The organism is Leifsonia aquatica H1aii (assembly GCF_000633535.1).
GTDB lineage: Bacteria > Actinomycetota > Actinomycetes > Actinomycetales > Microbacteriaceae > Leifsonia > Leifsonia aquatica_A.
On the sequence record NZ_AYMR01000009.1, the window covers coordinates 173589 to 196845 of the forward strand.

Genomic DNA, 23257 nt, shown 5'->3' on the forward strand with positions numbered 1-23257 from the left:
CGGTGAGCCACTGAGGCGGCGGCGCTTGGGAGCCGGCAGCTCACCGTCGATCAGCCAGGAATCCGGCCCCTCGGTGTCACGGACCTCCCGCATCCGGGGTACCGACGACCGGTGCTGGAGATCGGCCTCGCCACGGCCGCGCGCGCGGCGGTACCGTGTGCGCATGCCGACCACCGCGAGCTTCCCGCCCGGCACGCCGATCTGGGTCGACCTCCAGTCGACCGATCAGGCCGCCGCCGTCGCCTTCTATCGAGCCTTCTTCGGCTGGGACGCGCCCGACGCCACCGCCGAGTCCGGCGGCTACTCCGTCGCCACCCGGAACGGCGTCCCCGTCACAGCCATCGGCCCGCTGCCGGTCGGGGTCGAGCGCTCCGTCTGGACGGCCTACTTCGCCGTCGCCGACATCGACGCCTCCGCCGCAGCGGCGGAGGCGACCGGGGGAGTGGTGCTGCTGCCGCCCGGGGAGCTCGCGCCCGGGGTTCGGCTGGCGATCGTCGCCGATCCGCACGGTGCGGTCTTCGGACTCTGGGAGAAGGAGCGGGACTCGCCCTGGCTGCGCGACGAACCTGGCGCGGTCGACTGGCTCGAGCTCGTCGAGCACGGGGCCGAGGAGTCCTTCCCCTTCTACGAGGCCGTGCTGGGCGTCGGTGTGAGCGAGATGCGCGTCGGCGACGCACCCTACGGTCTGTTCGACGTCGGCGCCACCAGCGTGGCCGGTGCCGTCGAGGCGGCAGAGGGCACCCCGGCGCACTGGCTCGTCTACTTCAACGTCGCCGACCTCGACAAGGCGCTGGAGCGCTTCGGTGCGCTGCACGGGACGGTGCTCGAGCCTCCCGTCTCCGCCGCGGGAGTGGGTCGCTGGGCGGTCGTCGCCGACCCCTTCGGCGGCGGGTTCGCCCTGCTGGAGCCGGAGCGCGAACCGGGCTGAACGCCACGCCCCATCTGGTAGACTCCTCAGGTTGCCGTCTAACGGCCGCGGAGAAAGAGAGCCCAGGCACGAGGCCCCGGGCACCGCGCAACGAAGAGGAAGGGGATCCCGTCTATGGCACTGGATGCTGACATCAAGAAGGCGATCATCGAAGAGTACGCTACCCACCCCGGTGACACCGGTTCCCCCGAGGTTCAGGTCGCGATCCTGACCAAGCGGATCAAGGACCTCACCGAGCACCTCAAGGAGCACAAGCACGACCACCACTCGCGTCGTGGCCTGCTTCTGCTGGTCGGACAGCGTCGTCGTCTGCTGGGCTACCTGGCCGACATCGACATCAGCCGTTACCGCTCGCTCATCGAGCGTCTCGGACTGCGTCGCTAGTCACTGCAGACGTCAGCTCTCGCTGACACCGCGAACTTCTTACCGAACGGGCCGTCACCTCCGGGTGACGGCCCGTTCCGTGTTCCCGCGCTCCCGCTGTTCCCGCACTCCCGCTCCGGTCAGTGGAACTGCGGGACGATCAGCCAGATCCCGTAGAGCACGGCCGCGATGCAGATTCCGATGCAGACGACCGCCGCCGCCGTCGCCAGCGGCGGGCGATGGAACGCGATCGAGCGTGCGCCCCCGGCGGCCGTCGCGCGCTCGTCGGATCCGTCCAGCGGTGCCCCGAGCGCGAGCAGGCGCAGGGCGAGGGCGTAGAAGCACACGATCACCACGGTGGCCGCCAGGGCGACGAGGAAGACCACGACGAAGGATCCCCAGTCCACGCCGAGGAACTGACCGGCGCCGGGATCGTCCGCGGCGTGCACGAGCTGTGACCCGGTCATCATGCCTCCGTCCTCGTCGACGCCACGGTGCGGACGCCCGGGTCCGACTGGTCCACGTCGTTGACGTTCTCGCGGGTCACCGGGTTGCGCCGTGCGAGCACGTAGAGTCCGAGCCCGCAGGCCAGCGCCACGACCGCGACGGCGACTAGGCCGAGCACGCTCGTCGAAGCGACCCAGGCGGCCAGCCCGCCGACCAGAGCCGCCGCAGGCAGGGTCACGACCCAGGCGGTGGCGATCCGTCCGACGATGCCCCAGTGCACCGACGCGAGCTTCTTGCCGAGTCCGCTGCCGACGACGGCGCCCGACGTCACCTGCGTCGTCGAGAGCGCGAAACCCAGGTGCGACGACACCAGGATGGTCGCCGCCGCGCTCGTCTCGGCCGCGAACCCCTGCGGCGACTTCACGTCCGTGATGCGCTTGCCGACCGTGCGCATGATCCGCCACCCGCCGAGGTAGGTGCCGAGCGCGATCGCCAGTCCGCACGCCAGGATCACCCACAGTTCGGGCGCCGAGCCGGCCTTCTGATATCCGGCGGCGATGAACGTCAGTGTGATCACGCCCATCGTCTTCTGCGCGTCGTTCGTGCCGTGCGCGAGCGAGACGAGGGAGGCCGAGACCGTCTGACCGTGTCGGAAGCCGGCCTCCGCCCCGTGCGCCCGGGCGTTGGCGGTGATGCGGTACGCCGCGAACGTGGCGACCAGCGCGACGAGCCCGGCGACGGCGGGGGAGAGCAGGGCCGGGATGACGACCTTCGTCAGCAGCACGCCCCAGTTGACCGCGGTGAAGCCGCCGCCGATGATCGCCGCCCCGATGAGCCCACCGAACAGCGCGTGGGTGGAGCTGGACGGGAGCCCGAAGTACCACGTCGCCAGGTTCCACAGCACGGCGCCGACGAGGCCCGCGAAGATCAGGGTGGGGGTGATCTCCAGTCCGGAGCCGCCCTCCTGGATGATGCCGCCCGAGATCGTCTTCGCCACCTCGGTGGAGAGGAACGCGCCCACGAGGTTCAGCACGGCGGAGATCGCGACCGCGACCCGGGGCCGCAGAGCACCCGTGGCCACCGAGGTCGCCATCGCATTGGCCGTGTCGTGGAAGCCGTTCGTGAAATCGAACACGAGCGCGACCACGACGACCAAGACGACGGTGATGAGCACGTCCATGCGCGTCCGCCTTCCGTCCGCTTTCGGTTGTCGCCTCCTGACTACGCCCGAACCCGGCGGCGCGTGTGAACGGCGGATGAACTCTGACGGAGGCACCGCGTGCGTATCCTGGCGTCATGCACGAACTCCCCGCGGCCACGGTCGGACTGCGGAGCATCGCCGACGGGCTCGCCGCCGCGCACGGGATCGATGTGGCCGGTGTCGAGCAGCTCGACGCCGGGGTCGGGAGGGTCCGACGGCGCGACGGCGCCGACTGGGTCGTCCGGGTCTTCCCGGCTTCGCGTCCGGTCGAAGCGGTGCGGGGCGATGCCGGGGTGCTGGCCTGGCTGGCGGCGCACGACTTCCCCGCGGAGAGATCGGCGTCGGCGGTGCCCGTCGCGGTCGTCGAGGGACATCCGGTGCTGGTGACGGAGTACGTGGCTCCCGTCGCACGTGCCGACCGGCGGGCGACGATCAGGGCGGCAGGGGGCCTGCGCGCGCTCGGAGGGATGCTCGGCCGGCTGCACCGCCTCCCGCTCGACCAGGACGCACCGGCGCGGGCGGGCGGGGCGTGGCACCACGCGGCGGAGGGGCCGCCGCGTGCGGAGCTCGATGTGGCGCTGGGCTGGCTGACGGACACGGCGGCCGATGCGGACCCCTCCGATCGCGAGCCGCTCGCCGACCTCATCGCGGCGCTGGCCGACCTCGACGACGGTGCGGGGCTCCCCGAAGCGCTGGTGCATCCGGATCCCGTGCTCGCCAATGTCGTCGCCACACCGGCTCCCGGGATGGTGCTGGTCGACTGGACGGGCGCCGGCGTCGGCCCGCGACTCTGGCCGCTCGCCTTCCTGCTCTGGGCGGAGGGCGCCAAGGACCCGAGGCGCGCCGAGCTCGTCGCCGCAGGCTATCGCCACGCGCTCGGGCGCGGCGGCGGACTCGAACACGCGGAACTCGACCGGCTCGCGGGGATGCTCCCCGCCCGGCACGCGGTGTTCTCGGCGCTGAACGTCGCCCAGGGACGGCTCCGGCCCGCCGTCGCCCTGCGCGCGGTGCGCGCGGAGCAGACCGGCGCGCTGGAGCTCGCCGCGCGTGTGCGCCGGGTGCTCGGGGCGCCGTGGCCGCGCGCGACGGACGACGACCTCCGCCGGGCGCCTCCCGGTTGCTAGTGTCGTGGCCGTGGCACTCGCATTCCTGCCGTACACCGTCGTCGGCCTCCTCCATCTCGTCGCGATCGCCGTCGGCGCGGACGCCGTCGTCACGGTGACGAAACCGCTGCTGATGCCCGCCCTGCTCGTGGCACTGCTGCTCGCGCTCCCCGCGCCCGCCCGGCGCAGTGAGGTCGCCCTCTGGACCGGCCTCGGCATCCTGTTCGGCTGGCTGGGCGACGTGTTCCTGATGGACGCCGGCCTCGGCTTCGTGATCGGGCTCGGCTTCTTCCTGCTCGGACACGCCGCCTACATCGTGCTGTTCGCCCGCCGGCTGCTCCTGCGGCGCCCGCGTCGGTGGTCGATCGTCTACGCCGCGTGGTTCGTCGCGCTGCTCGTGGTCCTGGCGCCGCACGCCGGCGCACTGCTCGTACCGCTCGCCCTCTACGGGCTGACGCTCGCAGTGCTCGGGGCGACAGCGTCGGGATGCTCGCCGTGGATCGCGACGGGCGCGGCCTGTTTCGTGGTCTCCGACAGCATCCTGGGACTCGATCGGTTCCTCCCCGGCTTCGCCCTGCCCGGCGTCGACCTGGTCATCATGACCACGTACCTGGTGGCGCAGGGGCTGATCTGCTGGGGTGCGGTGCGCGCCGTCCGGGTACGCGTGCTGGCGCCCGCCGCGGCCTGAGCCGGTCACCCGTCGGTCACGCGTTGGGAGCGACCCCCGCCTTCCTGGCCGCGATCGTACGGTCGACGAGCGTCGCCGCCACCAGGGCAGCGGCCACGACGGCGATCCCGATGGTCACCCCCACGAGCCCCAGTACCGGCGACGCGAGAGGGAGCAGCAGGACGAGCAGGATCGCCGCCGCCGTCTTCAGCGGACGGATCACCACCTCGGCCACGAGGGGTGCGTGCAGCACGTAGAGCATCAGCAGGAACACCGCGACGGGGATGGCGACCGCGTACTCCACCGCCGTGTCCGATCCGCCGTGGTGCTCGGCGCCGGACTGCACCGCGACCTCGAGCCCCGCGCCGAGCGCCGCGAGCGAAGCGAAGACGACATAGTGCCCGTAGCCCCAGAAGAACGACAGATTGCGCCGGTTCGCCAGCCCCTCGGCCGCCGGCTCCAGGAAGTACAGCCACCAGAGCGCGAACAGCAGCACCAGTCCGGCGGCGGCGATCCAGACGAGGGCCGCGGAGAAGCCGTGCGCGGCCAGGGCGTTCTGCACGCCGATGGCGCTGGCCGACACCGACTCGCCCAGCACGATGATGGTGAACAGCCCGTAGCGCTCCGCGATGTGGTGGGGATGCCAGGAGGTCATCCCCGGCCGCTCCGCCCACAGCGGGACCGACAGCTCCAGGGCAGCGCCGACCAGGAACAGCCACGGGCGCGAGTCGACGGGCAGGAAGCCGAAGGCGACCCAGAACAGTTGCACCACGGCGATGCCGGACGCGTACCGGATCGCCGTCGACCGCCCCTCCGGATGCTCGATCGCTGCGCGGATCCACTGGCCGACGAGGGCGAGCCGCATGATCAGGTATCCGATGATGATCGCCGTGAAGTCCGCGTCGTCGAACGCCGCAGGAACCCCGGCGGCCAGCACGAGCACGCCGCCCATCTGCACCAGAGTCATCACCCGGTAGGGCACGTCGTCCGTGTCGTACGCCGAGGCGAACCAGGTGAAGTTCATCCACGCCCACCAGATGGCGAAGAACACCATGAGGTAGGGGCCGAGCTTCGCGAGCGCCTCGCCCGCCTCGTCCGCATGGGCGAGCTGGGAGGCGACCTGGGCGATGGCGACGACGAAGGTGAGGTCGAAGAGCAGTTCGAGCGGGCTGGAGACGCGGTGCCGCTCGTCGGAGGAGCGACCGGACATCGGGATGCGGAACGCGATGCTCATGTGCGCAAGCATAGGAGGATGGCCCGCCGCGTCCTCGCCCTCGTCACCGCCGTCTACCTGCTCGCGGTCGCGTGGATCACGCTGAACCCGTTCCCGCCGGACCCGCACCGCAACGGCCTGCTCACCACCCTGCTCGCCCTCTTCGCGGAGACGCCCGTGCTCAGCTGGGTGGACTACGACGTGGTCGAGTTCACCGCGAACATCCTGATGTTCGTGCCGATGGGCGCGCTGCTGACGCTGCTGCTCGGCCGGGAGCGCTGGTGGCTGGCGCTCGCGCTCGGCGTGATGGCGACGCTGACGATCGAGTTCGTGCAGCTCTTCCTCCCGGCACGCTTCAGCGACGCCCGCGACCTGCTGGCGAACACGCTGGGGACGCTCATCGGGATCGCGATCGTGCTCGTGGTCACGGCCGCGGCGGCGGCGCGGGGGCGACGCACCGCCGCGACCGGATCGTAGCGGGAGGGCGCCGCCGTCGCGCCGGGACGCGCGCGCCCTCCCGCGGTCCGGGTGGCCTCGTTGGTCCTTCCGTCGTCAGACCAGACCGAACGCCGACAGCTCCGCATCGGTGAGCATCCGGGAGCGGATGAGGAACCGCTTGCCCTCCGGAGCCTCCGCGGAGAAGCCGCTGCCGCGGCCGTCGACCAGGTCGATGGTGAGGTGGGTGTACTTCCAGTACTCGTACTGCGACGCCGACATGTAGACGCGCACCGGATCGATGCCGTCCACGTCGAGACTGCCGAGGAGGACGTCGGAGGCGCCCACCCGGAACATCCCGACCGGGAAGCACATCGGCGACGACCCGTCGCAGCAGCCTCCGGACTGGTGGAACATGAGCGGACCGTGGAGCGCCGCCAGCCGCCGCAGCATGTCCGCTGCGGCGGCGGTGACGTCCACCCTGGTCTCCTGCGGGTCGGACACGGTCGGCTCCTAGAAGAAGCCCATCGGGCCGTCGGCGTACGAGACGAGGAGGTTCTTCGTCTGCTGGTAGTGGTCGAGCATCATGCGGTGGTTCTCCCGCCCGATGCCGGACTGCTTGTAGCCGCCGAACGCCGCGTGCGCCGGGTACTGGTGGTAGGTGTTCGACCAGACCCGGCCGGCCTCGATGGCGCGGCCCGCCCGGTAGAGCTGGGCGCCGTTGCGGCTCCAGACGCCCGCACCGAGGCCGTAGAGCGTGTCGTTGGCCTGGGCGATCGCGTCGTCGAAGTCGCTGAAGCTGGTCAGCGCCAGCACCGGCCCGAAGATCTCCTCCTGGAAGATGCGCATCGAGTTGGCGCCCTCGAAGACGGTCGGCTGCACGTAGTAGCCGCCCGCCAGGTCCCCGCCGAGGTCGGCGCGCTCGCCGCCGATGAGCAGCTTCGCGCCCTCCTGCTTGCCGATGTCCATGTAGGACAGGATCTTCTCCAGCTGGTCGTTGGAGGCCTGTGCCCCGATCATCGTCGACACGTCGAGCGGGTTGCCCTGTGTGATGCGCTTCACCCGCTCGAGGCCGTCGGCGACGAACCCGTCGTAGATCGAGCGCTGAACGAGGGCGCGCGACGGGCAGGTGCAGACTTCGCCCTGGTTCAGGGCGAAGAACGAGAAGCCCTCGAGCGCCTTGTCATAGAAGGAGTCCCGCTCGGCCGCGACGTCTTCGAAGAAGAGGTTCGGGCTCTTGCCGCCGAGCTCGAGCGTGACCGGGATGAGGTTCTCGCTCGCATACTGCATGATCAAGCGTCCCGTCGTGGTCTCGCCGGTGAACGCCACCTTGCGGATGCGCGGGTGCGAGGCGAGCGGCGCGCCGGCCTCGAAGCCGAAGCCGTTGACGATGTTGAGCACGCCGTCGGGCAGCAGGTCGCGCACCAGGTCGAGCCAGACGTGAATGGATGCCGGGGTCTGCTCCGCCGGCTTCAGCACGACGCAGTTGCCGGCCGCGAGCGCCGGGGCCAGCTTCCAGGTCGCCATCAGGATGGGGAAGTTCCAGGGGATGATCTGACCGACCACCCCGAGCGGCTCGTGGAAGTGGTACGCGATCGTGTCGTGGTCGATCTCGCTGATACCGCCCTCCTGCGCCCGGATCGCTCCCGCGAAGTAGCGGAAGTGGTCGATCGCGAGCGGGATGTCGGCGGCGAGGGTCTCGCGCACCGGCTTGCCGTTCTCCCAGGTCTCGGCGACGGCGAGCAGCTCGAGGTTGGCCTCCATCCGGTCGGCGATCCGGGTGAGGAGGAGGGCGCGCTCGGCGACCGACGTCGTGCTCCAGGCGGGGAAGGCGGCCCAGGCGGCCTCCACCGCGCGGTCGACGTCCGCGGCGGTTCCGCGGGCGATCTCGGTGAACGGGCGGCCGGTCACCGGGGTGATGTCCTCGAAGTACTGGCCGCCGGCGGGGGCGACGTAGCGGCCGCCGATGTAGTGGTCGTAGCGAGTCGCGTAGCTCACCACCGAGCCCTCCGTGCCGGGCTGGGCGTACACGCTCGGCTTCTCGCTCGCGGCGGCCTGCGCCTCCTGGGCGGCGGTCTGTTCCGGGCTCAACGTCATCGCAGTCTCCTTCGACTCGCGCGGCACGCGCCCACCGCGCGCCGTCGGCCCCGACGCTACGCACCGAGAGGTTGCATCCCGTTGCGAGGCCGCCGGACATTCGTCACGAATGGGGGCTTTGCGCTCGCCAATCACGACATTCGGCACGAATGTCGTGCGAGGGTCAGGACTCGAGGGAGAGGAGGCGGGCGACGACCTGGGCGCGGCGCGGGGAGTGCGGGGGCAGCGCGCGCAGGGCGGCGCGCCAGATCTCGTCGTCGGCGGAGCCGCGCTCGGTCTCGCCCCAGGCGATCAGCAGCTCGGCGGAGCCCGACTCGAGCAGGGCCTCCCGCAGCCGGGCGACCACGTCGTCCCGCAGCTCGTCGAGCCCGGGAGCGGCCGAGCCGGGCAGCGGTCCGCCGCCGTACGCGGCGACCGCCGCGCGATGAGCGCCGCGCCGCTGCAGGTCGACGACCCCGCCCAGGTCGGTATCCAGCGGGGCCGCCAGCCGGTACGGCCGCGCCAGCGGCCCCAACTCGGGTGCGATGCCCGCGAGCGCTCGCCGCAATCGCACGATCTCGGCGCGGAGGGTCACCGTGCTTCGCGGGTCGCCGTACACCAGCTCGGCGAGGCGCTCGGCCGAGAGCCCGTCGCGGTGCCAGGCCAGCAGGGTCAGGAGCTCGCTGTGTCGGCTGCTCAGCGTCCCGCTGCGTCCGCTCGTGCCGGTCAGCTCTCCGGTGTCCCGGCCCAGCACCCGGAGCGACGGGATGGCCGGGCGCGGCCGCTCGCGGCGGCCACGGCCTCCCGCGCTCGCCTCCTGCAGCCGGGCGATCAGCAGCTCGCGCTCCACGGCCGCCACCGTCGCCTCCAGCATCGGCAGGACGTGCGGCGCCGCCACCTGGTCGCCGCCGGTGACGTCCAGCACACCGATGATCTCGCCGGTCTCGGGGTCGTGCACGGGGACGGCCGTGCAGCTCCAGGGCTTCACGTCGAACGAGAAGTGCTCCGATCCGCGGATCTGCACCCCGCCACCGATGGCGAGCGCGGTCCCCGGAGCCGAGGTGCCGACGTCGCCCTCGGCCCACGCCGCTCCGGGGACGAACAGCATCCCCTCGGCCTGCCGGCGCAGCGAGGGGTCGCCCTCCACCCAGAGCAGGCGGCCGCGGGCGTCGCCGACGGCGACCACGACGCGACTGTCCGGCTCCGCGTCGCGGACGAGCAGCTGGCGGATGACGGGGAGCGCCGCGGCGATCGGGTGCGCCCGCCGCGCATCCTCGAGTCCCGGTCCGTCGAGCACCAGCGGGGCGCTCACCCGTTCCGGGTCCAGCCGCGCCTGCTCGGCACGTCGCCACGATGCGCCGACCAGCGCGCGCACGCTGCGTGAGACTCCCTCGTCCATGCGCAGATCGTACGCCGGGTACCGTGGTGCGCGTGCAGACGATCGTCAAGGAACGCCGGGAGGCACCCGACCGGTTCTTCGAGGCGGAGGCTGCGGGTCTCGCCTGGCTCGCGGACGCCGAGAGCGTGGGCGGCGCGCGCGTCGTCCGGGTCTCGGGAGTGTCCCCGGGGCGGATCGAGCTGGAACGCGTCGCCGAGACGCGCCCGTCGACCGCGTCCGCACGGGTGTTCGGTGCCGCGCTCGCCGCGACCCACGCCGCCGGAGCCGACGCGTTCGGAGCGCCGCCGACGGGGTGGGACGGCCCGCTCTACATCGGCCGGCGCCCGTTGCCGATCGCGCGCGAGACCAGCTGGGGCTGTTTCTACGCGCGCGACCGCATCCGTCCCTTCCTCGACATCGCGGTGGAGGCCGGCACGGTGCCGGTGACACAGCTCTCGGTCGTGCGCGCAGCCGTCGAACGCGTCGAATCCGGGGAGTTCGATGACGACGAGCCGCCTGCGCGCCTCCACGGCGACCTGTGGAACGGCAACGTGCTCTGGGCGGCCGACGGGGCCGTGCTCATCGATCCGGCCGCACACGGCGGCCACCGCGAGACCGATCTCGCGATGCTCGCGCTCTTCGGCGCGCCCTTCCTCGACGAGATCGCGGCGGGCTACGAGGCCGCCCGCCCGCTGCGCACCGGCTGGCGCGAGCGCGTCCCGCTGCACCAGCTGCACCCGCTCGCCGTGCACGCCGCCGGGCACGGCCCCGCCTACGGCGCGGCGCTCGCCGACGCCGCGCGGGCGACGCTCGCACTCTGATGCGCGCCCTCCGGTGTCGGAAGGGCCGCGACTGATAGGATGCTGGTGGTCGGCCGTGCGCCGACCACCGGAGCAGGCCGGCAGGAGCTGGTCCTCGGTGGTGGTATCCGGATGCGTCCGCGCTCAGAGCGTCTCGCGCAACCGTGTATTTCTACTGATGGCCAGACGGGCTCAGCCCACGCATTCGCCTGGGATGCCGCGTACACGCACAACTGTGTCGAACTGCCTGCTCGCTCCTTGGAGAGTCGCGCCCACACGGGGCCGCGACGTTAAACAAAGGAGAAAGACCTCTTGGAAGGTCCCGAAATCACATTCGCCGAAGCCGTGCTCGACAACGGCCGCTTCGGCACCCGCACCGTCCGGTTCGAGACCGGACGCCTCGCCCAGCAGGCGCAGGGCGCCGTGGCCGCGTACCTCGACGAGGAGACGATGCTGCTGAGCGCGACGAGCGCCAGCAAGCACCCGAAGGACAACTTCGACTTCTTCCCGCTGACCGTCGACGTGGAGGAGCGCTCCTACGCCGCCGGCAAGATCCCCGGCTCGTTCTTCCGTCGTGAGGGCCGCCCCTCGACCGAGGCGATCCTCGTCTGCCGTCTGATCGACCGCCCGCTGCGCCCCTCGTTCGTCGAGGGCCTCCGCAACGAGGTCCAGATCGTCATCACCGTCCTGAGCATCGCCCCGGACGAGTTCTACGACGCGCTCGCGATCAACGCGGCCAGCGCCTCGACCCAGATCTCCGGTCTGCCGTTCTCCGGCCCGATCGCGGGTGTGCGCCTGGCGCTCATCCCCGGCAACGGCCAGCACGCCGACCAGTGGATCGCCTTCCCGAAGGCCTCGCAGCTCGAGGAGGCCGTCTTCGACCTCACCGTCGCGGGCCGCGTCCTCACCAACGCGGACGGCTCCGAGGGCGACGTCGCGATCATGATGGTCGAGGCGGAGGCCACCGAGCACAGCTGGAACCTCATCCAGGGCGGCGCCGTCAAGCCGAACGAAGAGGTCGTCGCACAGGGCCTGGAGGCGGCGAAGCCGTTCATCCGCCAGCTCGTCGGCGCCCAGAACGTCATCGCGCAGCAGTCCGCGAAGGCGATCGCCGACTACCCGGTGTTCCTGCCCTACTCGAAGGCGACCTACGACAACGTCGCCGGCCTCGCCTACGACGAGCTGGTGAACGTCTACCAGATCGCCGACAAGATCGAGCGCCAGAACGCCGACGACGCCCTCAAGGAGCGCGTCAAGGCGGCCCTCACCGAGAAAGTGGAGGCCGGCACCGTCGACGCCGAGGCCCTCACCCAGTTCTCGGCGGCCTACAAGTCCGTCTCGAAGGTGGTCATGCGCGGCCGTGTGCTGCGCGAGGGCATCCGCATCGACGGCCGTGGTCTGACCGACATCCGTCCGCTCGACGCCGAGGTGCAGGTCATCCCGCGCGTCCACGGCTCGGCGATCTTCCAGCGCGGCGAGACCCAGATCCTGGGCGTCACCACGCTGAACATGCTCAAGATGGAGCAGCAGATCGACTCGCTGTCGCCGGTCACGAAGAAGCGCTACCTGCACCACTACAACTTCCCGCCCTACTCGACCGGTGAGACCGGCCGCGTGGGCTCGCCGAAGCGTCGCGAGATCGGGCACGGCTTCCTCGCCGAGCGCGCCCTCGTGCCGGTGCTGCCGAGCCGCGACGAGTTCCCCTACGCGATCCGCCAGGTGTCCGAGGCTCTCGGCTCCAACGGCTCGACGTCGATGGGCTCCGTCTGCGCCTCCACCCTGTCGCTGCTGAACGCCGGTGTGCCGCTGCGCGCCCCGGTCGCCGGCATCGCCATGGGCCTGATCTCCGACGTCGTCGACGGTGAGACCCGCTACGCGGCGCTCACCGACATCCTGGGCGCCGAGGACGCGCTGGGCGACATGGACTTCAAGGTCGCCGGCACGAGCGAGTTCGTCACGGCGATCCAGCTCGACACCAAGCTCGACGGCATCCCCTCGGAGGTCCTCGCGGGTGCGCTGACCCAGGCGAAGGATGCTCGTACGACCATCCTGAGCGTGCTCAACGCCGCCATCGACGCTCCGGACGAGATGGCCCCGACCGCGCCGCGCGTGATCTCGGTCCAGATCCCCGTCGACAAGATCGGCGAGCTGATCGGCCCGAAGGGCAAGACGATCAACGCCATCCAGGACGAGACCGGCGCCGACATCTCCATCGAGGAGGACGGCACCGTCTACATCGGCGCCGTCGATGGACCGTCGGCCGAGGCCGCCCGCGCGCAGGTCAACGCGATCGCGAACCCGACCAACCCGGAGATCGGCGAGCAGTTCCTCGGAACCGTCGTCAAGATCGCCGCGTTCGGTGCGTTCGTCTCGCTCCTGCCGGGCAAGGACGGCCTGCTGCACATCTCCGAGGTGCGCAAGCTCGCCGGTGGCAAGCGCGTCGAGAACGTCGAGGACGTGCTCGGCGTCGGCCAGAAGATCCTGGTGGAGATCACCAAGATCGACGACCGCGGCAAGCTCTCGCTCGCCCCGGTGATCGCCGACGAGGCCGACACGCACGGCCGCGACGCCGCTTCCGAGGGCCCCTCGGAGCCGGCGGAGGGCTGATCCCGCCCGCTGATCCAGCACACGAAGGCCGCGTCGACCCCTGGTCGACGCGGCCTTCGCGCGTCCCCGGCCACCAGCCGTCCCTTCCGGACTTCTGCACGCAACACGCCGTGCGCGAGCGCGCACACGTCCGGAAGCGATGGCTCAGCGGGTGAGGAGGGGGCGCAGCCGGTAGGGGATGAGCTCGCCCATGTCGAGCGAGGTCTCGGCGCGGACCACGCCCGTCGTCGACTGAATGGCGCCGGTGATCCGGAACAGATCCTCCGCGTCCCGGCTCACCACCCGCAGCAGCAGGTCGGAGGCGCCGGAGAGCCCGTGCGCCTCCACGATCTCGGGGATGCCGGAGAGGTGCTCGACGATGGCGGCGAGCAGCTGCTGCTGCACGTGCACCGTCACGTAGGCCGCCAGTGGATAGCCCGCCGCCCGGGCGTCGATGCGTCGCTCGAACGAGAGGAACGCGCCGTTGCGCTCCAGCTCGGCGACGCGCGCCTGCACGGTGTTGCGGCTGAGACCGAGCCGGTCGGCGAGGGAGACGTTGGTCGACCGCGGCTCGTCGGCGAGGGCGACGAGGATGCGGCGGTCGGTGCTGTCGAACGTGCGCATAGTGTGAAAGCTAGCACCGCGAGGCGCCCGGGGATAGTGCAGGGTGCACGGTCGACACGCCGCTGGTTGTGCGTCGTGATCGCGCAGCGTAGCCTTCCGAATAATTCCGGCAAAGGGGCCGGAGGCCGGAGCGGCCCGTCACGAGCGAGCCGCCCCGGGCATGAGAGTGAAGGTTGCGTGAACCGTGACGATCGACAATCAGCCTGGTGTGCACCTCGGCCGCGACGGCGGCCTCGACGACGTGCGGCTCCCCGCGGGAGCGGACACCGTCCAACTCCTGACGCCGACGGGGGAGCGGCTGAGCGACGACCGGTTCGACGGCTGGGTCGCCGACGTCGGACCCGACCAACTGCTCGATCTCTACGAGGACATGGTCGTCATCCGGCGGATCGACGCCGAGGCGACGGCGCTGCAGCGCCAGGGCGAGCTCGGGCTGTGGCCGCCGCTGCTCGGCCAGGAGGCCTCCCAGATCGGTTCGGGTCGTGCCCTGCGCTCCGACGACTTCGTCTTCTCGAGCTACCGCGAGCACGGCGTCGCCTACTGCCGGGGCGCCGGCCTGGTCGACCTGCTGCGCGTCTGGCGCGGCACCACGCAGAGCGGCTGGAACCCCTATGACATCAACATGGCCACGCCGCAGGTGATCATCGGGGCGCAGACCCTGCACGCGACCGGATACGCTCTCGGCATCCAGGCCGACGGCACCGACGCCGTCGCGGTCGCGTACTTCGGCGACGGCGCGACGAGCGAGGGCGACGTGAACGAGGCCCTGATCTTCGCCGCGACCTACGCCGCCCCGGTCGTGTTCTTCTGCCAGAACAACCAGTACGCGATCTCGGAGCCGGTGTCGCTGCAGGCGCAGCGGCCCATCTCCGAGCGTGCGCCCGGGTTCGGCGTGCCGAGCATCCGGGTCGACGGCAACGACGTGCTCGCCGTGCTCGCCGCCTCCCGCGCCGCCCTCGACCGGGCCCGTTCGGGTGGCGGCCCGACCTTCATCGAGGCGGTCACCTACCGGATGGGGCCGCACACGACGGCGGACGACCCGACCCGCTACCGCGACCCGGCCGAGCTGGACGAGTGGCGCGGCCGCGACCCGATCTCCCGGGTGGAGGCGCACCTCGACGCCCACGGCCGGCTCGACGAGGAGCGGCTCGCGGCCATCCACGAGAAGGCCGACCGGGTGGCGGCCGAGATGCGCGCCGGCTGCCTGGCCCTGACGGACCCGGACCCGCTCACCGTCTTCGACAACGTCTACGCGGAGCCGCACACCGGTCTGGCCCGGCAGCGCGACCACTACTCGCGCTACCTGCGCACGTTCGTCGGCGGTGACGGACGGTGACCGCCCTCACGATGGCGAAGGCCATCAACGCCGGCCTGCGCAAGGCCCTCGCCGACGACCCGCACGTCGTGCTGATGGGAGAGGACATCGGCACGCTCGGCGGGGTGTTCCGGGTCACGGACGGGCTGCAGACCGAGTTCGGCCCGCGCCGGGTGATGGACTCCCCGCTGGCGGAATCGGGCATCCTGGGCACCGCGGTCGGGATGGCCTACCGCGGCTATCGCCCGGTCGTGGAGATCCAGTTCGACGGGTTCATCTATCCCGCGTTCGATCAGATCGTCAGCCAGGTGGCGCGTATGCACTACCGCACCGACGGCGCCGTGCGGATGCCGATCACGATCCGGGTGCCGTTCGCCGGCGGGATCGGCGCGGCCGAGCACCACTCCGATTCCCCCGAGGCCTATTTCGCCCACGCGGCAGGGCTGCGCGTGGTGAGCCCGTCCGACCCGCAGGACGCGTACACACTCATCCAGCAGGCCATCGCCTCGGACGACCCGGTGCTCTACTTCGAGCCCAAGCGCCGCTACCACGCGAAGGGCGAGGTGGCGGTGGACGCCGCTCTGGCCGATGCACGGCCGATGGGCACGGCGCGGGTGGTGGAGAGCGGGGGCGACGTCACCCTGGTCACGTACGGCGGCCTGGTCCAGCTCGCGCGGGATGCGGCCGTGGCCGCGGGCGACGACGGTGTCTCCGTCGAGGTGATCGATCTGCGCTCGCTCTCCCCGCTCGACCTGGACACGGTGATCGCGTCGGTCCGCAAGACGGGCCGCCTCGTCGTGACGCACGAGGCCGCGCTCTCCGGCGGGCTCGGCGCCGAGATCTCCGCGTCGATCACGGAACGCTGCTTCTACCAGCTCGAGCACGCGCCGGTGCGCGTCACCGGGCACGACATCCCGTACCCGGCGGCGCGGTTGGAGGGGGCGCATCTGCCCGATCTGGATCGCATCCTGGACGGCATCGACCGCGTCATGGACCGGCCGAACTCGCTGACGGGAGTGGAGGACTGATGGCGGTCAAGGACTTCGCCCTGCCGGATCTCGGCGAGGGCCTCACCGAGTCGGAGCTGGTGAGCTGGAAGGTCGCCGTCGGGGACAGTGTGCACCTCAACCAGATCATCGCCGAGGTGGAGACGGCCAAGGCGCTCGTGGAACTGCCCGCGCCGTATGCCGGCCGCGTCTCGCGGCTCTACGTCGAACCGGGGGTGACGGTCGCCGTGGGGGAGCCTCTCGTCGCCTTCGAGGTCGCGGGCGCGGAGCCCGAGCCGCCGGCTGCACCCGACGAGGCCGACGACCGCTCCGACAGGCCGGAGCCGACACTGGTCGGCTACGGCGCCCGTCCGGACGTGACGACCCGGCCCGCGCGCCGTGCGCGACCAGGTTTGGCGGCGGCGACGTCGGAGCCGGTCCGGGAGGCCGCCTCCGTGCGGGAACCGGCCGCCGCCTCCGCTCCCGCCGCCTCCGCTCCCACCGCTCTGGCGGAGCGCCCTCGGGCCACCCCGCCCGTGCGCAAGCTGGCCCGCGAGCGCGGCATCGACCTCAGCGTCGTGACGGGGACCGGCACCCGCGGGCTGATCACCCGCCAGGACCTCGACGCCCTGACATCGGGAGGTCCGCTGCCGACGGGCGCACCGCCGCGCCTCCCGGTGTCCGCGACCCCGGCTGCTCCGTCCGCCCCCGGCCGCGGCGAGATACGCATCCCGATCCGCGGGGTCCGCAAGGCGACGGCGGAGGCGATGGTGCGCAGTGCGTTCTCGGCCCCGCAGGCGACGGTCTTCCTCACGGTCGACGTCACCGCGACGTCCGAGCTCGTCGAGCGGCTGCGGGCGCGCACCCCGGAGGGCCGGGCGCGTCCTGGCCTCCTCGCCGTGGTGGCCAAGGCCCTGTGCCTGGCGATCCGGCGCACCCCGGAGGTGAACGCCCGGTGGGACGACGCCGCTCAGGAGATCGTCCAGTCCGGAGCCGTCCAGCTCGGCATCGCCGCGGCGACACCGCGGGGACTGCTCGTGCCGGTCGTGCGGGACGCGGATCTGCTGCCGCTCGCGGACCTCGCCGAGGCGATCCGCTCCCTCGCGGAGACCGCGCGCGCGGGACGGACCGCTCCCGCCGATCTCTCGGGCGGCAGCATCACCATCACGAACGTCGGCGTGTTCGGTGTCGATGCGGGCACACCCATCGTGACGCCGGGGGAGGCCGCCATCCTGGCGCTGGGCGCGGTGCGTCGTCAGCCGTGGGAGTACGATGGCGGCATCGCGCTGCGCGACGTGCTCACCGTGGCGCTGTCGTTCGACCATCGGATCGTGGACGGACAGCAGGCGTCGATGCTGCTCGCCGACGTCGGCCGGATCCTGAACGATCCGGGGTCGGTGCTCGACTTCGTCTGAGCGGCGCCGAGGCCGCGCCGGCTACGCGTGCAGCGCGGCGTTCAGCTCCACGCCCGAGCCGGCGCGGCGGAGCACCTCGACGGCACCGGAGACGGAGTTGCGCCGGAAGAGCAGCCCGGGCACGCCGGAGAGTTCGACGGCCTTCACGGTCTGCGGGCGTCCGTCGGCGGTGGGCGGCGCGTCCACGACGACCACCTTCGTGCCCGCGGTGACGTAGAGGCCGGCCTCGACGACCGAATCGTCGCCGATGGAGATCCCGATGCCCGAGTTGGCTCCGAGCAGCGCGCGCTCGCCGATCGCGACGCGCTGCGTGCCGCCGCCGGAGAGCGTGCCCATGATGGAGGCGCCGCCGCCGATGTCGGAGCCGTCGCCAACGACGACGCCCTGGGAGATGCGGCCCTCCACCATGGAGGAGCCGAGCGTGCCCGCGTTGAAGTTGACGAAGCCTTCGTGCATCACGGTGGTGCCGGGAGACAGGTGGGCGCCGAGCCGGACGCGCGACGCATCGGCGATGCGGACCCGGTCGGGCGTGACGTAGTCGAGCAGGCGGGGGAACTTGTCGATGCCCGTGACGTGGATCCCCGCGCGCTGCAGGGCCGGACGCAGACGGTCGAAGTCGGCCGGGAGCACCGGGCCGGCGTTCGTCCAGGTGACGATCGGGAGGTGCCCGAAGATGCCGTCCAGGTCGAGGGTGTTCGGTGCGACGAGCAGGTGCGAGAGCAGGTGCAGTCGCAGGTAGGCGTCCGGGGTGGAGGCCGGTGCGGCGTCGAGGTCGATCTCGACCGTGACGGTGTCGATCCGCACGTTGCGGCGGGCGTCCTCGCCGGCGAGGGCCTCCAGCTCGGCGGGCGCGATCCAGGGCTCGCGCCCCGCCGGGATGCGGCCGAGCTGCGGCGACGGGAACCACGTGTCGAGCACGGTGCCGTCGCCGGCGACGGTGGCGAGCCCGTAGCCCCAGGCGGTGCGGGAGGTGGCGGGCGCGGCGGACTCGTCAGCAATCTCGGAAGGCATGGCTCTAGATTAGTAGGGTGCCTCTCGACCTCACCGCCACCTCCACCGACCTCACCCGCCAGATCTGCGACATCGAGTCGGTGTCCGGAAACGAGAAGGAGCTCGCCGACGCGATCGAGCAGGCGCTCTCCGGTCTCGCCCACCTCGAGGTGATCCGCGACGGCGACACCATCGTCGCCCGCACGAACCTCGGCCGCGAGCGTCGCGCCCTGATCGCGGGGCACATCGATACCGTCCCGCTGAACGGCAACCTCCCGACGCGGTTCGAGACCGAGGGTGGCATCACCTACCTGTGGGGGCGCGGCACCGTCGACATGAAGGCCGGCACGGCCGTGCAGCTCAAGCTCGCCGCCGAGCTCACCGACCCCGCGATCGACGTGACCTGGATGTGGTACGACCACGAGGAGGTCAACGCCGAGCTCAACGGTCTCAACCGGCTCTCGCGCAACCGGCCCGACCTCTTCGTCGGCGACTTCGCGATCCTCGGCGAACCGAGCAACGGCGTCGTCGAGGGAGGCTGCAACGGCAACCTGCGCGTCGAGGTCCGCACCTACGGCCTGCGCTCCCACTCGGCGCGCGGCTGGGTCGGCGACAACGCCATCCACAAGGCCGCGCCGATCCTCGACATCTTGGCCGGGTATCAGGCGCGGGAGGTGGAGGTCGACGGGCTCGTCTACCGGGAGGGCCTGAACGCGGTCGGCATCTCCGGCGGCATCGCGGGCAACATCATCCCCGACGAGTGCATGGTGCACATCAACTACCGGTTCGCGCCGTCCCGCAGCTCGCAGGAGGCGATCGACCACATGCACGAGCTGTTCGGCGACTACGAGATCACCGTGGTCGATCGCGCCGACGGGGCCCGGCCCGGCCTGGACGCCCCGCTCGCGCAGGAGTTCGTCGCGGCCGTGGGCGGTGTCGCCAAGCCGAAGTACGGATGGACGGACGTCGCACGGTTCAGCGCTCTCGGCATCCCCGCGGTCAACTACGGCCCGGGCGATCCGCTGAAGGCCCATGCGGACGACGAGCGCGTCGACGTGGAGCAGATCGCCGCCGTGGAGGCGGGTCTCCGTGCCTGGCTCACCGGTTCCGGCGCCCGCTGAGCCGGCCGCCGCGGTGACCACCGCGGCGCAGCCTGCGCAGTGGTGGACCCTCTGGTGGGTGCGCGTGCTCGCGATCTTCGTCGCGAGCCGCATCGTCACCAGCGTCATCCTGCTGATCTTCGCCGCGAACCAGGGGCAGAACCCCTGGACCGGCCCCAAGCCCGACTACTTCTCCTACGCCACCATCTGGGACGGCCTCTGGTACAACATCGTCGCGGTGTCGGGCTACCCGTCGACGCTGCCGACCGACGGGGTGCACGTCACCGAGAACGCCTGGGCGTTCATGCCGGTGTACCCGGGTGTCGTCGACGCGGTCATGTTCGTCACCCGGCTCTCCTGGGCGCCCGCCGCGGTGCTCGTGTCGGTGGCCTGCGCTGCGGGCTCCGCGCTGGTCCTGCACCGGCTGCTGCGGCGGGTCGGTCTCTCCGAATCGACGACCCTGTTCGCGATCGTGCTGTTCTGCGTCGCGCCGGTGTCGCCCCTGTTCCAGCTCGCCTACGCCGAATCGCTCTACCTGCTGCTGCTGGCGGTCGCGCTGCTCCTCCTCATCGAGCGGCGGTACGCCTGGTTGTTCCCGGTGACGCTGGTCATGGCGTTCACCCGCCCGAGCGGGCTCGCGTTCGCGCTCGCCCTCGGCCTCCACGTGATCTACCGCTGGGTTCGTCGTGGCACCGACCCGTTCCCGGTGCTCGAGCGCATCCTCAGCGTGTCCTTGACGGTGTTCAGCGGGCTCGCGGGCCTCGCCTGGCCCCTGATCGCCGGGCTCGCCACCGGGTCGTGGACGGCCTACACCGACACCGAGCTGGCCTGGCGGGCGGCGTACATCGGCTACGTCCACCTCGTTCCGTTCGCCCCGTGGTTCCAGGGCGCCGAGTGGTGGACGACGGTCATGCTCGGACTGCCCGGCTGGATCGGCATCCTCGCGCTCGTCGTCATCGTCGCGCTCTACGTCGTGCTACTGTTCTCTCCCACGGTCCGCCGGCTCGGCCCCGACCTGCTGTTCTGGGTGATCGGGTACTCCGTGTACCTCTTCGCGGTCTTCTTCCCGCAGTCGAGCACGTTCCGCCTGCTGATGCCGCTGTTCCCGCTGCTCGGTGCGATCGCCCTGCCGCGCGGCCGGATCTACCGGGTCGGGATGGTCGTCCTCTTCCTCGTGTTGCAGGTCGGCTGGATCGCGATCTGCTGGGGCGTCGCGGGTGCGGATTGGTCGCCGCCGTGATCTCTGCGACCTTCGGCGTACGCTCTCGATTTCCACAGGTCGCCGCCGATGTCGGATAATAGGGGGACATCCACGAAAGGGGAGCTGCATGGCGGCCATGAAGCCGAGGACCGGGGACGGGCCAATGGAGGCTGTGAAGGAGGGACGGCTCATCATCGTGCGTGTGCCGCTCGAAGGTGGGGGACGACTGGTCGTCTCTGTCAACGACGCGGAAGCCAAAGAACTCCACGACGCTCTGGCGAGCGTCGTGAGTGCCTCCTAGACCAGAACACGACGAACGGACCCCGAGCTCTCGGGGTCCGTTCTGCGTTTCCGGGCCGTGAGCACGCCCTCGTCGTCGCGCGGTCGGCGCAGCGTCGGGGCTGGGGGGCTAGAGAGCGAGCTTGGTCAGCTGCAGCAGACCGTCGCCGGCGGGCGACAGGGCGCTGATCACGGCGCCCGAACGTGCCGTCTCGGTGATGAGGGTGCGGAAGCCGGTGGCGACGTCGTCGCGGGCCGCCGGATCGGCCACCCGTCCGCGCCAGAGCGCCCGCGCGACGAGCACGGTGCCGCCCGGCCGCACCAGTCGCAGACCGTGTTCCACGTACTCGATGACCGACTGCGGGTCCGCGTCGATGAAGACGATGTCGTAGGAGTTCTCGTTCATCCGGGGGAGGACGTCCAGCGCCCGGCCGGTGATGAGCCGGACCCGGTTGGACGCGACGCCGGCCTCGGAGAAGAAGGAGCGTGCGTGCTGCTGGTGCTCGAGCTCCTGGTCGATCGAGGTCAGCTGGGCGTTCGTGCCGCCGGTCAGCAGCCAGAGGCCGGAGACGCCGACCCCGGTCCCGATCTCGACGATGTTCTCCGCGGCGGTGGCGGCCACCACGACCGCCGCCTGCGCGCCGGTGCTGGGCGCGATCGGCTCGACCCCCAGTTCCAGCGACTGCTGCCGCGCTCGGACGATCACGTCGCTCTCGACGATCATGTCGTCGGCGAATCTCCAGTTCGAGTCCTTGTCTGACACAGTGCTCCTTGCCTCCGGTCCAGGATACGGCCCGGGAACCCAGCATCCGCGCAAGCCCGGCGCGATACTCTTGATGCGTGTTCGGACTGACCTTTGACAAGCTGCTCATCGTGGCGGTGATCGCAGCGTTCGTCATCGGTCCGGAACGTCTGCCGCTGTACGCCGGGAAACTCGGCCAGTTCGTGCGGTCGCTGCGCGATTTCGCGAACGGGGCGAAGTCGCGCATGCGCGAGGAGATGGGCCCCGAGTTCGACGAGGTCGACTGGAAGAAGCTCGATCCGCGGCAGTACGACCCGCGCCGGATCATCCGCGAGGCGCTGCTCGAGGACGCCCCGGCACCCGCCAGCGCCATCAAACCCGCCAGTCCGATGGCGGCCGCCCAGCGTGCACTGCCCGCCGGTGCCCTGCCTCCCTTCGACGCCGAGTCGACCTAGCCGGCGTCACCGGTCAGGGCGGCCGGAGTCCAGGCCGGCCAGTCCGGGTCTCCGAGGGGGATGCCGTGCTCGTAGGCACCGACGCGGCGGAACGGACGCTGTGCGGTGCTGTTGTCGAAGAACTCCGAGCGATCGGCGATCGTCCGCGCCTGGGCGATGAGGGACCACAACCGTGCGTAGCGATCGCGGATCTTCTCTTCGGGGACGGCGTGGCCCCCTCACGCACGCGCTCGGCGACGCGACGGACGCTGACCTCGACCGGGACGAGCATCACATGCAGGTGGACCAGATACCCGCGGGCGATCGCGTCGCCGACGAGATCGAGCTTGCTCGGGTGGCTGAAGACCGTCTCGGTGATGAAGGATCTGCCGGCGACCATGAGGTGCGTCCGCTCTTCGGCCGCGGCGCGCGAGGCATCGTAGGCGTGCGCCGCCTGTGCGCGAGGCCACCGCTCAGCGGCGATGACGTCCGCGTTCACGAACGGGAGGTGCGTCACCGGCCCGAGCAGCCGCTCGACAAAGGTCGACTTGCCGGATCCGTTCGGTCCGGCGAGCAGGTGGAGGACAGGCACGGGTCAGCCGCTCGCGCCGCCGCCTCGCGGGACGATGCCGCCGTGTTCGTCCGCGTCTGTCCAGGCTCGTCCCGCTCGCGTGAACTCGGCCGCCAGGTCCAACTGCGCCTGTCGGCTGGTCAGCTCCTCGTCCCAGATCGCGCGCACCACGGCCTGGCCCCGTTCGCCGAGGTCGTCGTAGGCGGCATCGCCGGAGAGGACGCGCTGGATATCGCGCTGGCTCGTGCCCGGCGACGCCTCGAGCTCTCGCCCGATGCGCGCCCAGTGGGCGATCTGCTGCGCCGCGCTGCGACTCGCGACCGCACCCACCGCTCGCGCGGCGTCGAAGACGTCGCCATCGATCCTCATCGGTATCGTGTGCCCCATGGGCACAGTGTAGCAA

At 71.3% G+C, this 23257-nt stretch carries 25 protein-coding genes and 1 pseudogene; 14 read left to right on the forward strand and 12 right to left on the reverse strand.

Features of this window, described 5'->3' with window-relative positions:
- The first annotated feature begins 163 nt into the window (after nt 1-163).
- Together U870_RS0109200 and rpsO are read left to right on the forward strand one after the other, a co-directional pair.
- Nucleotides 164-928 (forward strand): VOC family protein, encoded by a 765-nt coding sequence (locus tag U870_RS0109200; RefSeq protein WP_025157111.1) that lies wholly within the window; start codon nt 164-166, stop codon nt 926-928.
- A 114-nt stretch (nt 929-1042) separates the two neighbouring features.
- On the forward strand, nt 1043-1312 hold the full coding sequence (gene rpsO, locus U870_RS0109205) for a 30S ribosomal protein S15 (protein ID WP_025157112.1): 270 nt from the start codon (nt 1043-1045) through the stop codon (nt 1310-1312).
- Between the two features lie 119 nt (nt 1313-1431).
- Here rpsO and U870_RS0109210 read toward each other — a convergent pair whose 3' ends face one another.
- Nucleotides 1432-1758, reverse strand: a complete 327-nt coding sequence (locus tag U870_RS0109210) for a hypothetical protein (protein WP_025157113.1) — start codon at nt 1756-1758, stop codon at nt 1432-1434.
- A complete protein-coding gene (locus tag U870_RS0109215; RefSeq protein WP_025157114.1) occupies nt 1758-2918 on the reverse strand; it encodes an inorganic phosphate transporter in 1161 nt (386 codons plus the stop codon). Before U870_RS0109215 ends, U870_RS0109210 begins: the two co-directional genes overlap by 1 nt.
- 116 nt (nt 2919-3034) lie before the next feature.
- On the opposite strand from U870_RS0109215, the gene U870_RS23095 reads away from it, so the two are divergent.
- Entirely contained in the window at nt 3035-4063 is a 1029-nt protein-coding gene (locus U870_RS23095; RefSeq protein WP_025157115.1) for a phosphotransferase enzyme family protein, read from the forward strand.
- Nucleotides 4064-4073: 10 nt separating this feature from the next.
- Complete coding sequence (locus U870_RS0109225) at nt 4074-4730, forward strand: lysoplasmalogenase (protein ID WP_162819118.1); 657 nt, start codon at nt 4074-4076, stop codon at nt 4728-4730.
- A 16-nt stretch (nt 4731-4746) separates the two neighbouring features.
- Here U870_RS0109225 and U870_RS0109230 read toward each other — a convergent pair whose 3' ends face one another.
- Nucleotides 4747-5943, reverse strand: a complete 1197-nt coding sequence (locus U870_RS0109230; protein ID WP_025157117.1) for a low temperature requirement protein A — start codon at nt 5941-5943, stop codon at nt 4747-4749.
- A gap of 18 nt (nt 5944-5961) precedes the next feature.
- On the opposite strand from U870_RS0109230, the gene U870_RS0109235 reads away from it, so the two are divergent.
- Nucleotides 5962-6399 carry a VanZ family protein gene (locus U870_RS0109235; RefSeq protein WP_025157118.1) on the forward strand — a complete coding sequence of 146 codons (438 nt, stop codon included), beginning with the start codon at nt 5962-5964 and terminating at the stop codon, nt 6397-6399.
- Nucleotides 6400-6474: 75 nt separating this feature from the next.
- On the opposite strand, the gene U870_RS0109240 is transcribed toward U870_RS0109235, so the two are convergent.
- The 3 genes from U870_RS0109240 to U870_RS0109250 form a co-directional block, all read right to left on the reverse strand.
- Nucleotides 6475-6810: a DUF779 domain-containing protein gene (locus U870_RS0109240; protein WP_205288754.1), complete on the reverse strand. Its 336-nt coding sequence runs from the start codon at nt 6808-6810 to the stop codon at nt 6475-6477.
- 60 nt (nt 6811-6870) lie between these two features.
- A complete protein-coding gene (gene exaC, locus U870_RS0109245; RefSeq protein WP_025157120.1) occupies nt 6871-8454 on the reverse strand; it encodes an acetaldehyde dehydrogenase ExaC in 1584 nt (527 codons plus the stop codon).
- Nucleotides 8455-8617: 163 nt separating this feature from the next.
- Nucleotides 8618-9832 (reverse strand): GAF domain-containing protein, encoded by a 1215-nt coding sequence (locus U870_RS0109250; RefSeq protein WP_025157121.1) that lies wholly within the window; start codon nt 9830-9832, stop codon nt 8618-8620.
- A gap of 41 nt (nt 9833-9873) precedes the next feature.
- Here U870_RS0109250 and U870_RS0109255 point away from each other — a divergent pair, with 41 nt between their 5' ends.
- Nucleotides 9874-10632 carry a fructosamine kinase family protein gene (locus U870_RS0109255; RefSeq protein ID WP_025157122.1) on the forward strand — a complete coding sequence of 253 codons (759 nt, stop codon included), beginning with the start codon at nt 9874-9876 and terminating at the stop codon, nt 10630-10632.
- Between the two features lie 291 nt (nt 10633-10923).
- Nucleotides 10924-13218, forward strand: coding sequence for a polyribonucleotide nucleotidyltransferase (locus U870_RS0109260; protein ID WP_025157123.1), 2295 nt, complete (start codon nt 10924-10926; stop codon nt 13216-13218).
- A gap of 144 nt (nt 13219-13362) precedes the next feature.
- Here the strand turns inward: U870_RS0109260 and U870_RS0109265 are convergent, their stop codons facing one another.
- Nucleotides 13363-13821, reverse strand: coding sequence for an Lrp/AsnC family transcriptional regulator (locus U870_RS0109265; RefSeq protein WP_029947426.1), 459 nt, complete (start codon nt 13819-13821; stop codon nt 13363-13365).
- Between the two features lie 208 nt (nt 13822-14029).
- Between U870_RS0109265 and pdhA the strand changes: the two genes are divergently transcribed.
- Genes pdhA through U870_RS0109280 form a run of 3 tightly spaced genes read left to right on the forward strand, consistent with a single transcriptional unit; the run spans nt 14030 to nt 17537 of the window.
- Entirely contained in the window at nt 14030-15157 is a 1128-nt protein-coding gene (gene pdhA / locus U870_RS0109270) for a pyruvate dehydrogenase (acetyl-transferring) E1 component subunit alpha (RefSeq protein WP_052357676.1), read from the forward strand.
- Entirely contained in the window at nt 15154-16164 is a 1011-nt protein-coding gene (locus tag U870_RS0109275) for an alpha-ketoacid dehydrogenase subunit beta (RefSeq protein ID WP_025157125.1), read from the forward strand. The genes pdhA and U870_RS0109275 overlap by 4 nt, the downstream gene beginning before the upstream one ends.
- The gene (locus U870_RS0109280) at nt 16164-17537 is read left to right on the forward strand and encodes a dihydrolipoamide acetyltransferase family protein (protein ID WP_025157126.1); all 1374 of its coding nucleotides are present in this window, start codon (nt 16164-16166) and stop codon (nt 17535-17537) included. Before U870_RS0109275 ends, U870_RS0109280 begins: the two co-directional genes overlap by 1 nt.
- 21 nt (nt 17538-17558) lie before the next feature.
- On the opposite strand, the gene dapD is transcribed toward U870_RS0109280, so the two are convergent.
- Nucleotides 17559-18548 carry a 2,3,4,5-tetrahydropyridine-2,6-dicarboxylate N-succinyltransferase gene (dapD, locus tag U870_RS0109285; RefSeq protein ID WP_025157127.1) on the reverse strand — a complete coding sequence of 330 codons (990 nt, stop codon included), beginning with the start codon at nt 18546-18548 and terminating at the stop codon, nt 17559-17561.
- Between the two features lie 17 nt (nt 18549-18565).
- Between dapD and dapE the strand changes: the two genes are divergently transcribed.
- From dapE to U870_RS23665, 3 genes are all read left to right on the forward strand, one after another.
- On the forward strand, nt 18566-19648 hold the full coding sequence (gene dapE / locus U870_RS0109290) for a succinyl-diaminopimelate desuccinylase (RefSeq protein ID WP_025157128.1): 1083 nt from the start codon (nt 18566-18568) through the stop codon (nt 19646-19648).
- The gene (locus U870_RS0109295; RefSeq protein WP_025157129.1) at nt 19617-20867 is read left to right on the forward strand and encodes a hypothetical protein; all 1251 of its coding nucleotides are present in this window, start codon (nt 19617-19619) and stop codon (nt 20865-20867) included. Before dapE ends, U870_RS0109295 begins: the two co-directional genes overlap by 32 nt.
- A gap of 88 nt (nt 20868-20955) precedes the next feature.
- Complete coding sequence (locus tag U870_RS23665) at nt 20956-21129, forward strand: DUF3117 domain-containing protein (protein ID WP_021764147.1); 174 nt, start codon at nt 20956-20958, stop codon at nt 21127-21129.
- A 108-nt stretch (nt 21130-21237) separates the two neighbouring features.
- On the opposite strand, the gene U870_RS0109305 is transcribed toward U870_RS23665, so the two are convergent.
- Nucleotides 21238-21870 carry an O-methyltransferase gene (locus U870_RS0109305; RefSeq protein ID WP_025157130.1) on the reverse strand — a complete coding sequence of 211 codons (633 nt, stop codon included), beginning with the start codon at nt 21868-21870 and terminating at the stop codon, nt 21238-21240.
- Between the two features lie 77 nt (nt 21871-21947).
- On the opposite strand from U870_RS0109305, the gene U870_RS0109310 reads away from it, so the two are divergent.
- On the forward strand, nt 21948-22304 hold the full coding sequence (locus U870_RS0109310) for a twin-arginine translocase TatA/TatE family subunit (RefSeq protein ID WP_025157131.1): 357 nt from the start codon (nt 21948-21950) through the stop codon (nt 22302-22304).
- On the opposite strand, the gene U870_RS24830 is transcribed toward U870_RS0109310, so the two are convergent.
- From U870_RS24830 to U870_RS0109320, 3 genes and pseudogenes are all read right to left on the reverse strand, one after another.
- Nucleotides 22301-22474, reverse strand: a complete 174-nt coding sequence (locus U870_RS24830) for a hypothetical protein (protein ID WP_240183688.1) — start codon at nt 22472-22474, stop codon at nt 22301-22303. The two genes, U870_RS0109310 and U870_RS24830, sit on opposite strands and share 4 nt — an antisense overlap.
- Before the next feature lie 68 nt (nt 22475-22542).
- A pseudogene (locus tag U870_RS24835) lies at nt 22543-22875 on the reverse strand (zeta toxin family protein); the annotation flags it as partial.
- A gap of 3 nt (nt 22876-22878) precedes the next feature.
- Nucleotides 22879-23241: a TA system antitoxin ParD family protein gene (locus U870_RS0109320; RefSeq protein WP_025157132.1), complete on the reverse strand. Its 363-nt coding sequence runs from the start codon at nt 23239-23241 to the stop codon at nt 22879-22881.
- Nucleotides 23242-23257: the final 16 nt, after the last annotated feature.